The organism is Ruegeria sp. CH11 (assembly GCF_056537105.1).
Genome location: NZ_JBQFQX010000001.1, coordinates 212,766 through 224,893, shown reverse-complemented (window position 1 = coordinate 224,893; position 12,128 = coordinate 212,766). Strand labels below are relative to the sequence as shown.

12 protein-coding genes are annotated in these 12,128 nt (G+C 57.2%); 5 read left to right on the top strand and 7 right to left on the bottom strand.

What is annotated here, in order from left to right:
* Window positions 1–26: 26 nt before the first annotated feature.
* Genes sufB through iscR form a run of 3 tightly spaced genes read right to left on the bottom strand, consistent with a single transcriptional unit; the run spans window position 27 to window position 3,128 of the window.
* Entirely contained in the window at window positions 27–1,547 is a 1,521-nt protein-coding gene (sufB, locus tag ACR0LX_RS01110; RefSeq protein ID WP_480569862.1) for a Fe-S cluster assembly protein SufB, read from the bottom strand.
* Between the two features lie 18 nt (window positions 1,548–1,565).
* Entirely contained in the window at window positions 1,566–2,609 is a 1,044-nt protein-coding gene (locus tag ACR0LX_RS01105) for a cysteine desulfurase family protein (RefSeq protein WP_480782224.1), read from the bottom strand.
* 60 nt (window positions 2,610–2,669) lie between these two features.
* Complete coding sequence (gene iscR, locus ACR0LX_RS01100) at window positions 2,670–3,128, bottom strand: Fe-S cluster assembly transcriptional regulator IscR (protein WP_480569868.1); 459 nt, start codon at window positions 3,126–3,128, stop codon at window positions 2,670–2,672.
* 178 nt (window positions 3,129–3,306) lie between these two features.
* On the opposite strand from iscR, the gene ACR0LX_RS01095 reads away from it, so the two are divergent.
* Both ACR0LX_RS01095 and ACR0LX_RS01090 read left to right on the top strand, forming a co-directional pair.
* A complete protein-coding gene (locus tag ACR0LX_RS01095) occupies window positions 3,307–3,960 on the top strand; it encodes an alpha/beta hydrolase (RefSeq protein ID WP_480782223.1) in 654 nt (217 codons plus the stop codon).
* Window positions 3,960–4,205: a hypothetical protein gene (locus ACR0LX_RS01090; protein WP_480782222.1), complete on the top strand. Its 246-nt coding sequence runs from the start codon at window positions 3,960–3,962 to the stop codon at window positions 4,203–4,205. Before ACR0LX_RS01095 ends, ACR0LX_RS01090 begins: the two co-directional genes overlap by 1 nt.
* A gap of 79 nt (window positions 4,206–4,284) precedes the next feature.
* On the opposite strand, the gene ACR0LX_RS01085 is transcribed toward ACR0LX_RS01090, so the two are convergent.
* Window positions 4,285–4,416 (bottom strand): hypothetical protein, encoded by a 132-nt coding sequence (locus ACR0LX_RS01085; protein ID WP_480569877.1) that lies wholly within the window; start codon window positions 4,414–4,416, stop codon window positions 4,285–4,287.
* Window positions 4,417–4,603: 187 nt separating this feature from the next.
* Here ACR0LX_RS01085 and ACR0LX_RS01080 point away from each other — a divergent pair, with 187 nt between their 5' ends.
* The 3 genes from ACR0LX_RS01080 (at window position 4,604) to ACR0LX_RS01070 (ending at window position 8,071) form a co-directional block, all read left to right on the top strand.
* Window positions 4,604–4,939 (top strand): DMT family transporter, encoded by a 336-nt coding sequence (locus ACR0LX_RS01080; RefSeq protein WP_480569880.1) that lies wholly within the window; start codon window positions 4,604–4,606, stop codon window positions 4,937–4,939.
* 77 nt (window positions 4,940–5,016) lie between these two features.
* The gene (gene typA / locus ACR0LX_RS01075; protein ID WP_480782221.1) at window positions 5,017–6,834 is read left to right on the top strand and encodes a translational GTPase TypA; all 1,818 of its coding nucleotides are present in this window, start codon (window positions 5,017–5,019) and stop codon (window positions 6,832–6,834) included.
* A gap of 286 nt (window positions 6,835–7,120) precedes the next feature.
* Entirely contained in the window at window positions 7,121–8,071 is a 951-nt protein-coding gene (locus tag ACR0LX_RS01070; RefSeq protein WP_480782220.1) for a hypothetical protein, read from the top strand.
* 94 nt (window positions 8,072–8,165) lie between these two features.
* Here ACR0LX_RS01070 and ACR0LX_RS01065 read toward each other — a convergent pair whose 3' ends face one another.
* The 3 genes from ACR0LX_RS01065 to alaS form a co-directional block, all read right to left on the bottom strand.
* On the bottom strand, window positions 8,166–8,789 hold the full coding sequence (locus tag ACR0LX_RS01065; protein WP_480569889.1) for a transglutaminase-like cysteine peptidase: 624 nt from the start codon (window positions 8,787–8,789) through the stop codon (window positions 8,166–8,168).
* A 348-nt stretch (window positions 8,790–9,137) separates the two neighbouring features.
* On the bottom strand, window positions 9,138–9,425 hold the full coding sequence (locus ACR0LX_RS01060) for a DUF1330 domain-containing protein (protein ID WP_480569892.1): 288 nt from the start codon (window positions 9,423–9,425) through the stop codon (window positions 9,138–9,140).
* A 1-nt stretch (window position 9,426) separates the two neighbouring features.
* The gene (gene alaS, locus ACR0LX_RS01055; protein ID WP_480782219.1) at window positions 9,427–12,099 is read right to left on the bottom strand and encodes an alanine--tRNA ligase; all 2,673 of its coding nucleotides are present in this window, start codon (window positions 12,097–12,099) and stop codon (window positions 9,427–9,429) included.
* Window positions 12,100–12,128 lie beyond the last annotated feature (29 nt).

Sequence of the window (12,128 nt, the reverse complement as noted above, 5' to 3'; positions counted from 1 at the left end):
ATTTTCATATTCAGGAGAGAGCAGGCTTATCCCACCGAACCTTCAAGGCTGATCGCCACCAATTGCTGCGCTTCCATCGCGAACTCCATCGGCAGCGCCTGCAGGACGTCCTTGCAGAACCCATTGACGACCAGCGCCACGGCCTCTTCCTCGTCCATGCCGCGCTGACGGCAGTAGAACAGCTGATCGTCGTCCACCTTGGACGTCGTTGCCTCGTGTTCCACGCGCGAGGAGTTGTTGCGGACTTCAATGTAAGGCACTGTATGTGCGCCACATTTGTCACCAATCAGCAAACTGTCGCACTGCGTATAGTTGCGAGAATCCTTGGCTTTGGGGTGCATCGACACCAACCCGCGATAGGTGTTCTGCGCCTTGCCAGCACTGATGCCCTTGGACACGATGCGCGACTTTGTATTTTTGCCCAGATGCACCATCTTCGTGCCGGTATCGGCCTGCTGATAGTTGTTGGCAATCGCGATCGAATAGAACTCACCCTGACTGTCGTCGCCACGCAAAATGCAGGACGGGTATTTCCAAGTCACTGCAGAACCGGTCTCAACCTGCGTCCACATCACCTTTGACCGGTCGCCCCGGCAATCGGCACGCTTGGTCACGAAGTTATAGATACCACCCTTGCCGTTTTCGTCCCCGGGGAACCAGTTCTGGACGGTGGAGTACTTCACCTCGGCGTCTTCCTCGATGATGATCTCGACGACGGCGGCATGCAGCTGCGCGGTATCGCGCTGCGGTGCGGTGCAGCCTTCCAGATAGGACACGTAGGAGCCCTTGTCAGCGATGATCAGGGTGCGTTCGAACTGTCCGGTGTTCTCCGCGTTGATACGGAAATAGGTGCTCAGTTCCATCGGGCAACGCACGCCCGGCGGGACATAGACGAAAGATCCGTCCGAAAAGACAGCCGAGTTCAGCGTGGCGTAGAAGTTATCCGAGACCGGAACAACGGTACCGAGATACTTCTTCACCAGTTCAGGATGTTCGCGGATCGCCTCGGAAATCGAGCAGAAAATGACACCGGCCTTCTTCAGTTCTTCCTGAAACGTTGTGCCAACAGAAACCGAGTCGAAAACGGCATCCACCGCAACCTTGCGACCTTCCGCAGGAGCGTCCTCAGCGCCTTCAACGCCAGCCAGAATCATCTGTTCTTTCAGCGGGATACCCAGCTTTTCGTATGTGGCCAGCAGTTTGGGATCGACCTCGTCCAACGATTTCGGTTTCTCCTCCATCGATTTCGGACGGGCATAGTAATACTGATCCTGAAAATCGATCTTGGGATAGCTGACCATAGCCCAGTTGGGCTCTTCCATCTTGGTCCAGCGCTCAAACGCGGCCAGACGCCATTCGGTCATCCATTCGGGCTCATCATTCTTGTCCGAGATCAGACGGACGATATCCGGGTTCACGCCTTTGGGCGCGTATTCCATCTCGATATCGGTTTCCCAGCCATATTTGTAGGTTCCGACCTCGCGCACCGCGTCCACGGTTTCCTGATCGACACCTTCTTTTACCTGGGTCTGGTCCAAAGCGGCCATAAGACACCCTCCGTCAGATCACGCGGCACGCGCGCGATGCTTTTTCTGTTTTTCAAGCCACGTTTCGGCGAAACGCAGCACATCTTCTTCCGTCGTCTCCGGGCCAAGCGATACGCGGATCGCGCTGGCTGCGGTCACTTCGTCGTAGCCCATTGCGCTCAGCACGGCGCTGGCTCGCACCTTGCCACTGGAGCAGGCCGAGCCCGCGCTGATCGCGAAACCTGCCAAATCCATCTGCATGACCTGTGTTTCGCCTTTCCAGCCCGGAGTCGCAAAGCACAGCGTATTGGGTAGGCGTTCCCGCCCTTTCCCGACAAAAATAGTCGCTTCCGATCCAGCCTCAAGTGCCTTTTCTAGAATATTTCTAAGTTCCGCAACCTTTTCCCAAACACCATTGGCAAGATCTGCTGCCGCCGCTTGAGCAGCGGCTCCGAACCCTGCTATTCCAATGACATTTTCCGTTCCGGACCGGCGGCCCATCTCTTGACCACCGCCTTTGATCTGCGCGGCCAGATCGGTGCCACGTTTCATCACCACTGCCCCAATGCCTTTAGGACCGCCCAGCTTATGAGCCGAGACCAGAGCGATTTGCGCACCCAGCCAGTTGAACGCCACCGGAAGCTTTCCAAACGCTTGTGTGGCATCCGTGACCGCCAATCCCGAGGGCAGTTCCTGTACGACGCCGGTTTCAGAATTGGCAAGCTGCAAGACCGAGTTCAAAGGGTCTGAGATTGCGACCAAACCATCAGCAGAAACCGGCAAAACCTCGTTTGTCCAAGCTCTTACGGCGTCATGCTCGATCGCTGCACCTTGCAAGTCTCGTCCGCTCAGCGCCAAGGCAGCCCCTTCAGTCGCGCCCGATGTAAAAACCACATCGGCACCGTCTGCGCCGAATGCACTCGCCACTTGCGCCCGTGCCTTTTCGATCAGCGCCTTGGCCGCGCGCCCTTCGGCGTGCACCGAAGATGGGTTGCCGCACACATCCATTGCCGCAAGCATCGCTTCCCGGGCCTCGGGCCGCAGCGGCGTGGTGGCGTTGTGATCAAGATAAACACGTTTCATGGATTCATCTTTTTAGGCAAGTCAGCAAATGTGGTGTTGGTCCCATGGTTTTCCATCACCTCAGTCGTCCACCACGGCAAACAGGTTGGGCACCGCAGGGCAAGGTGCCAGATCGTTGCGGATCACGTCCGACAGGCGGGTTTGATGCAGGAACACATAGACATGTGCGCTGAGCCCCTCCCAGAGACGATTCGTAAGGGATTGCGCACGGCTGCCCGACGATCCGCCCGAAGCACCTGCCCCTTTGTGCATGGCGTCCACAGTTTCGTCGACCGCCGACAAGACCTCGACCACGCGAATGTCCGATGCTGCACGCGCCAGACGATACCCGCCACCCGGGCCACGCACCGAAGCGACCAGATCGGCACGCCGCAGTTTGACGAATAACTGTTCCAGGTAAGGAAGAGAAATGTCCTGCCGCTCAGAAATCTCGCCCAGTGTGACCAGCTTATCCGCTGGCTGCAAAGCGATATCTGCCAGAGCAACCATTGCATAACGGCCTTTTGTCGACAGCTTCATCTTCTATCCCCACGGCAAGATTGGCGCGAAAACATTGACGCCGCCGCAGCCAGTGCGTATCTCCCACTGACAGCGCCATCGCGCAATGTGATTGCAATTAGAACCGTTCTAAAGTGCCCGAGGATAACCGTCAAGTATATCCGGGTGCCGACGAGAAAAAGACAGGACCAAAGCCCATATGCCCGAGGTGATTTTTCCCGGACCCGAAGGCCGCCTGGAAGGCCGCTACCACCCCCAAAAGGAAAAAGACGCACCGATCGCCATCGTTCTGCATCCGCACCCTCAGTTCGGCGGGACCATGAACAACAAGGTGGTCTATAACCTGCACTATGCGTTCTACAACATGGGCTTCACCGTGTTGCGGTTCAACTTTCGCGGCGTTGGCCGCAGCCAGGGCGAATACGATCAGGGCGTAGGTGAGCTGAGCGATGCAGCCTCGGCGCTGGATTACCTGCAATCGATGAACAACAACTCCAAGCACTGCTGGGTCGCCGGTTTCTCATTCGGCGCGTGGATCGGCATGCAGCTGTTGATGCGGCGCCCCGAGATTACCGGGTTCATCAGCGTTTCGCCCCCGGCCAACATGTACGATTTTTCGTTTCTTGCGCCCTGCCCGTCTTCGGGCCTGATCATCAACGGGTCCGCCGACCGCGTCGCCCCACCTGCAGACACCACCACTCTGGTCGGCAAGCTGCACGAACAAAAAGGTATAACCATCACGCATAACGAGGTCGAGGGCGCGGATCACTTCTTCCAGGAACGGCACATGGACACCTTGATGACCGATGTGACCGATTATGTGAAACGCCGCCTGACCGAGACCACACGCTGATGTCAGACACCATTACCACCCTGGCGTCCAAGCTTGCCGAAGACACGATGAAGGTAATGGACGAGACCGGCGAGGATCGTTTCTTTGTCGAGGTTGGCGAAGTTCTTGGTGCAGCCTCGCAATCTCTGGAAGAGGCATTTCTGACCGAAATTCGTGTGCGCATGGCAGAGCGCAAGGCACGACTTTTCGTTGTCGAACGGCTCAGCCGGCACAGGTCAAAGTTCAAGGCGATCGAAAAGAAATAGTCGCCCGCCAACGTTGAAATCAGGCACAAAAAAAGGAGCTGTTCAGCTCCTTTTTTTGTGGTTTCGGCCGGGCCTGCGTTTAAGCCGGAATACCCAATAACCGCTCGACACTCTGGGCTGCATCCATGTCGACGGACCCCCCGTCTGCAAGCCACCCCAACGCCGCGATCAGAACCGAAACCACAATGACGGTCTTCGCAAATGTCGTCATTTTAAATAACTCATAAATCAGAAAACAATTAACACGACACCCTGTTACACGCATTCTGGGACTTCGAATAGTCGGGTTTACCTGACCTTTGCCGAAACAACGCACCTTGGCCGCGGCTCGAATTTCCTTGCCCGACCATTGATTTGGGTGTTCAAGCGACACGTGAGTTTGCGTCAGGAATCCCGCCGTGCCCAAGACATATCTGATCCTACTGCTTGCCGTGGCAGCAGAAACCATCGGGACCACAGCCTTGCAAGCCAGCCAGCAATTCACCCGGTTCTGGCCGTCAGTCCTTGTACTGGTCGGTTACGGGCTGGCGTTCTATCTGCTCGCATTGACCCTCAAGGTGATGCCGGTTGGCATTGTCTATGCCATCTGGTCAGGTCTGGGGATCGCATTGATCGCGCTGATCGGGTATCTGGTTTTTGGTCAGCGTCTCGACTGGCCTGCGATCATAGGTCTGGCGATGATCTTGGGCGGAATTCTGGTTATCCATCTGTTTTCCGCAACAGCGGGCCACTGAACGCGCGATAGGGCTGGTATCTTTGGCCATGCCGCGTTATGCGCCGGGCCAACTTCCCGTTCAAAGGCTGACCTCTCATGGACCTGCGCAACATCGCAATCATCGCTCACGTGGACCACGGTAAAACGACTCTGGTAGATGAGCTGCTCAAACAATCCGGCGCATTCCGGGAAAACCAGGCCGTGGCCGAGCGTGCCATGGACAGCAACGATCTGGAGCGCGAGCGCGGCATCACCATTCTGGCAAAGGCCACCAGCGTCGAATGGAAGGGCACGCGCATCAATATCGTCGACACCCCCGGCCACGCTGATTTCGGTGGTGAGGTCGAGCGGATCCTCAGCATGGTTGACGGCGTCGTCCTGCTGGTGGACGCGGCCGAAGGCCCGATGCCGCAAACCAAGTTCGTGACCTCCAAGGCTTTGGCGCTTGGGTTGCGTCCGATCGTTGTCCTGAACAAAGTCGACAAACCTGATGCCGAACCCGACCGGGCGTTGGACGAGTGTTTCGACCTATTTGCAAATTTGGGCGCCGATGACGACCAATTGGATTTTCCAGCCATGTACGCCTCGGGTCGTTCGGGCTGGGCGGATATGGAGTTGGACGGACCACGCAAAGACCTGACCGCCCTGTTCGATCTGGTGGTCGACCACGTACCCGCGCCGCAGCAGGCCGAGCGCAAGGAAGAACCCTTCCGCATGCTGGCCACCACGTTGGGCAGCGACCCGTTCATAGGCCGCATTCTGACCGGCCGCGTGGAAAGCGGTACGCTGAAAGCGGGCGACAGCCTCAAGGCGCTCAGCCGCGATGGGACATTGATCGAGAACTTTCGCGCCTCAAAGATTCTGGCCTTCCGTGGTCTGGCACAACAGCCCATCGATGTGGCCGAAGCCGGTGACATCGTGACCATCGCAGGTATGAGCAAGGCCACTGTTGCCGACTCTCTGGTCTCACCCCAGGTCGACGAAGCCCTGCCGGCGCAACCGATCGACCCGCCGACCATCACAGTGACCTTCGGCATCAACGACTCGCCTCTGGCCGGTCGGGACGGCAAGAAAGTTCAATCGCGCGTCATCCGGGATCGTCTGATGAAAGAGGCCGAATCCAACGTCGCCATCCGCATCAGCGACACCCCCGGTGGCGAAGCCTTCGAGGTTGCCGGCCGTGGCGAATTGCAAATGGGCGTTCTGATCGAAAACATGCGTCGCGAAGGGTTCGAACTCAGCATCTCGCGCCCGCAGGTACTGTTCCGCGAGGAAGACGGGCAGCGTCTAGAGCCGATCGAAGAGGTCACCATCGATGTAGATGATGAATTCTCGGGCTCGGTGATCGAAAAGATCACCGGCGCGCGCAAGGGCGAGCTGGCCGAGATGCGCCCCGCCGGTGCAGGCAAGACGCGGATCATCGCGCATGTGCCCTCACGTGGGCTGATTGGCTATCATGGCGAGTTTCTGACCGACACGCGCGGCACCGGCGTTCTGAACCGCGTGTTCCATGGCTGGGCTGCGCATAAAGGCCCGATCCCGGGACGCCGAGCAGGCGTTCTGATCTCGATGGAAAAAGGCCAGGCCGTGGCCTATGCCCTATGGAATCTGGAAGAGCGCGGCCGGATGTTTGTCGGCCCCCAGGCGGACGTCTATCAGGGCATGGTGATCGGTGAGCATTCGCGCGACAACGATCTGGAAGTGAACCCGTTGAAGGGTAAAAAGCTGACAAACGTTCGGGCAAGCGGCTCGGACGATGCAGTCCGCCTTACGCCACATATCCAGTTTTCTCTGGAAGAGGCCATCGCCTATATCGATGACGATGAACTGGTCGAGGTCACGCCGAATGCAGTTCGCTTGCGCAAGCGTTATCTCGACCCCCACGAGCGAAAGCGTATGTCCCGCGCCGGATAACTTTGTTTCCAAGTCGCAAACAATGCCATGTTTGTGACATTTTTGCGCCCCTGCGGAAAATTCGCACTATTCCCAAACCCGGCCTCGCGCCGGGTTTAGCTTTTGTTTTTGTTGCAAGTTCTACCTGAAGAAGAGTCAATTTACTGTCGATCACCTTTGGCCAATCTTGTAAATCCGGCCGCAGAAAGGTCTATTTATGTCCAAACTGTGACGTTGTTCACTGCCAACTAGAATCACAGGGTCTATAAACAGACCGAGTTAGTAAAGAGTATCAAGGAGCAGCGCTATGCGCATCAAGTCCAATATCTTATATGCAGCCTTTGTTTCCGCATCGTTGCCATTCATCAGCGCAACGTCCGCCAGTGCGATGTGCACCGTCGCGACAGCGAAACAATCCGTATCAGCCAACACGCTGTGCGCCTGTGATGTCGTCAGCTCTCGGATGCTGAAATACATCCAGCGTCGGGCGGATTTCGAGAGCATCCTGGAAAAGACGTTGATCGAATGCCCCGGTTTTGCGGCGGTTCTGACCGACTTCCCAACCGCTTCGATCGGCCTGGCTGAACAGCGCTCTGGTGACGGATCGGCGGACGAAAGCACCGAACGCGAAGATCCTCCTGGAACAGATGATACACCAGAGGATAACCCGCCGAACGATAACCCGCCGAACGATAACCCGCCGAACGATAACCCACCGAACGATAACCCGCCTCGGGACAACCCTCCCAAGGATAATCCCCCGAAGGACAACCCGCCCAAGGATAACCCACCGAAGGATAACCCGCCCAAGGATAATCCTTCAAAGAAAGATAAGAAAAAAGCTAAAGAAGAACGGAAAAAGGCAAAAGAGAACCGCGCCAAAGCTAAGAAAGAGCGGGAATCTGCAAAAGAGTACCGCGAAAAAGCCAGACAAAAGAGGAATGGCGCCAAGGAGCTTCGGCAAGCAGTTAAGGACCTCAAGGAATTGGCCAAAGAAAAGCGCAATGCTGGTGACAAAAAAGGTGCGAAACTTGCTAGGGAAGAAGCTCGGAAGAATGCCGTATATGCTGACGCACATCGGGCTTGGGCAAATGAAGCCCGAGACACCGCACAGAGACATGCCGCTGCTGCCAAGGAATACCGTGCTGCTGCTAAGAAGCATCGAGCGGCCGCCAAAGCTGCGGCCCAAGACTACCATGCTGCTTCAAAAGATACCAAAGCGCGCAACAAACAAAATGAGGATGATATCGGTCGGTAGGATCGTCTGTTAGAAAATCAAAAAGAAAAAGGGCGGCGCATTTGCGACCGCCCTTTTTCATTGGCGCATCCGGCCGATTGTTCTCTGGAAAAAATCAGCTGCGACCGTATACGCCTACCCAGTTCCGAGGCTGTTTGGGGTCTTGCATCCGAAGGAACAGATAGCGGGTCGCATTCCAAGGTTTGATGCGATTCGTAAGGTTATCAAGAACAAGATCGCCCTGGCTGGAACGATAAACCAAAACGGCGTGTGGGTTCTTGCGATTGTCCAAAACCGTGGCCAGCAACAGTTTGCGCGGATCGATACCGGCCTGAATCAAATCGCGTTTCTTCAGAAGGGCGAAGTCTTCGCAGTCGCCCCCCATTGATGTCGGCAATGCCCAGAACTCTCGCGTTTTGTATTGCAACTGATCTGTGACTTCGCGCGTGGACCGATTGACCCTGTTGTTGATCTGTTTGACCAGTCTCAATTCCTGACTGCTGGACAGCGACACGGACGCCTTATGAGCGCAGGCCCAGGAATACTGGCGGCACAGCTGTGCTGCGCCCGAAGGCGGCGGCGAGGCGGAGACGCCAGCGATAAAGGCTGATCCGGTGGCAGACGCTGTAGAACCGAACAGAAGCGAACTGCCCAGCACGGCAGATGCCACGACGGTACGCCAGCGGAGTGATACAGCGCGCTTTGACAAAGCGTTCAGTGTGTTCGCAACGGTTTTCATGCCTGTCCCTCGATCCTGTGACATCCCAGAGATTGGCGTACTCAGGACCATAACCGGTTTTTGGAAACTATCCGTAAACCCGGGCCAATACGCAATCTCAGGTCAAAGTGATGGGGAAAAACGGCGGAATTTCGTCACTTTTGGTGGCCATTTCCGTTCAACAAAGTGGCAAGGCAGAACACAATTGCCATTGCGCAAAGGGTATGAGCGCGGCCCGTTAGGGGATAACCATTTGTAAATAGAGTGTTTTTTGAAGCGCCCCACTCAGTTCGCCCACGAACCAAGACTCGACCGGGGCGCCTCGTCATCCAAAGCGCCATGACCCTACGTAACGTACGGAGGTGATTCTTATTCGGTGATTTCGACCACGACCAATTCCCGCTCGCTGGCGCCACGAGCGTGGTCCAAAGCCGCCTGATATTCTGCCGAGTTGTAGCACTCGACCGCCGCCTCGACAGATGGAAACCGCGCAACCACATTTCGCGGCCGTTCCTTGCCTTCAAGCTGAACATACCGTGCTGCGCGGGCGATAAACTTGCCGCCATGTGCGGCAATCGCCGGGCCGGCCAGCTCGGCGTATTTTCCATATGCTTCGGCATCGGTCACCGATACATGCGCGATCCAGAGTGCAGCCATCTTATCCTCCCAAAACCTGCTCTGCGGCTTTTATTGCGGCCTCAGCGTTCGAGGCATCCCGGCCACCGCCCTGCGCCATATCGGGTCGACCGCCGCCGCCCTTGCCACCCAGTTCTGAAACAGCGGCGCGGACCAGATCGACGGCCGAAACCTGGCCCGTCAGGTCGTCGGTCACCCCTGCAGCAACAGCCGCTTTGCCACCTGTATCCGCAATCAAAAGCACCGCGCCGGAGCCGATGCGGCTTTTGTGTTCGTCGATCAGCGCAGGCAAGTCCTTGCCCGAAACGCCAGACAGCGCCTGCGCCAAAAAAGCGACGCCATTGACATCCCTTGCCTCAGCGCCGCCGCCCTGCCCGGCGCCACCGGCCATTGCAAGGTCCCGACGCAGTTGCGCGACTTCGTTCTGAAGCGCTTTCCGCTCATCCAGCAGGGATCTGACCCGGTCGACCACGGTGTCCGGCTGCGCCTTCAGTTCCGTGGCGACTTGTGCCAAGCGATGATCCTGCGCCGACAGATAGCGGAACGCTTCGTCGCCAGTCAGGGCTTCGATCCGGCGGACGCCAGCGCTGCTGGCGCTGTCGCCCAGAACAACAAAGGTCCCGATGTCGCCGGTTTGGCGGACATGGGTTCCGCCACACAGTTCAATCGACCAGGTTTCACCATCCTGGCCCTTGCCGGTCGGTGCCTTACCCATCGAAACAACGCGCACTTCGTCGCCGTATTTCTCGCCAAACAATGCCTGCGCACCGAGTTCGCGTGCATCATCGGGTGTCATGATGCGAGTCTCAACGCTCGAGTTCTGGCGGATGAAGTCGTTGACCTGACGTTCAACTATCTGGATCTCGTCCGGTGTCAAACCTTTCGAATGACTGAAATCAAACCGAAGCCGGTCGGCAGCGTTCAACGATCCGCGCTGCGCGACGTGATCGCCCAACGTTTCACGCAGGGCTTCGTGCAACAGATGGGTTGCCGAGTGATTTGCGCGTATGGACGTTCGGCGGGCATGATCTACTGCAAGCTCGACCGCATCGCCTTTGGACAAGGTACCCTGGCTGACGATGACACGATGCGCATAGACTTTGCCCTCGGCAAACTTGCGCGTATCATCGACCTGCGCGACGTCCTGCATATTCTCGAGGCGCCGGATTTCACCCGTATCGCCAACCTGACCACCCGCTTCGCCGTAGAACGGCGTCTGGTTCGTAACGACCCAGCCACTGCCCCCCGCGTCGATCTTGTCGACCAGAGCACCATCGACCACCAGCGCCAAAACCTGGCCCTCGGCCTTTTCGGTGTCATATCCCAGGAAATCGGTCGCACCGGCCGTATCCAGTACGTCAAACCAGACCGCCAAGTCTGCGGACTCGCCAGAACCAGCCCATGCGGCACGCGCCTTTGCCTTTTGCTCGGCCATTGCCGCGTCGAACCCGTCGGTATCCACGGTCCGGCCCTTCTCACGCAGCGCATCCTGCGTCAGATCAAGGGGGAATCCGTAAGTGTCATAGAGTTTGAATGCGGCATCGCCCGGCAGAGCTGCGCCGTCAGCCAGGCCCGAGACTTCGTCATCCAACAGCTTCAGGCCACGATCAAGTGTTTGCTTGAAGCGGGTCTCCTCCAACAGCAGAGTCTCTTCGATCAGCGCTTGTGCCTGACCCAATTCGGTATACTGCGCGCCCATCAGTTGTACCAATGTGGGCACCAACCGATGCATGACCGGATCTTTCGCACCCAGCAGATGCGCGTGGCGCATGGCCCGGCGCATAATCCTCCGCAACACATAGCCGCGACCGTCATTGGACGGCATCACCCCATCCGCAATCAGAAACGATGTCGAGCGCAAATGGTCGGCGATGACCCTATGATGGACATTCTGATCCCCATAGGGGTCAACACCGGTTGCGTCGGCCGACGCCTCGATCAACGTCTTAAACAGGTCGGTGTCGTAATTGTCGTGGCTACCTTGCAGAAGCGCGCCGATCCGCTCCAGCCCCATGCCCGTGTCGATCGACTGCATGTCGAGTTCCACCATCGAGCCGTCTTCGAACTGCTCGTTTTGCATGAAAACGATGTTCCAGATCTCGATAAACCGATCACCATCTTCTTCGGCCGATCCCGGAGGGCCGCCCCAGATGTGATCACCATGATCATAGAAAATCTCGGTACAGGGACCGCAGGGGCCGGTCGGGCCCATCTGCCAAAAGTTGTCGTGGGTTGCTATGCGGATGATCCGGTCTTCGGGGACCCCGACCTTTTTCCAGATCTCGAACGCTTCGTCATCGGTGTGGTAGACGGTCGTCAGCAACCGGTTCTTATCGATGCCGAATTCCTTGGTGATCAATTCCCATGCAAACGGGATCGCCTCGGGCTTGAAGTAGTCACCGAACGAGAAATTTCCCAGCATTTCAAAGAAGGTATGATGACGCGCGGTGTAACCGACATTGTCCAGATCGTTGTGCTTGCCACCTGCGCGTACGCATTTCTGAGCCGTAGTGGCGCGCTGATAGTCACGGGTTTCGACACCGGTGAACAGGTTCTTGAACTGCACCATGCCCGAGTTGACGAACATCAATGTCGGGTCATTGCGCGGGACCAGAGGGCTGGACGCAACCACTTCGTGCCCCTGCTTGGCAAAGTAGTTCAGAAATGTCGATCGGATGTCGTTCAGCGTGGGCATAAGGCTCTCTCGGCGCGCAGTCGTTGTGG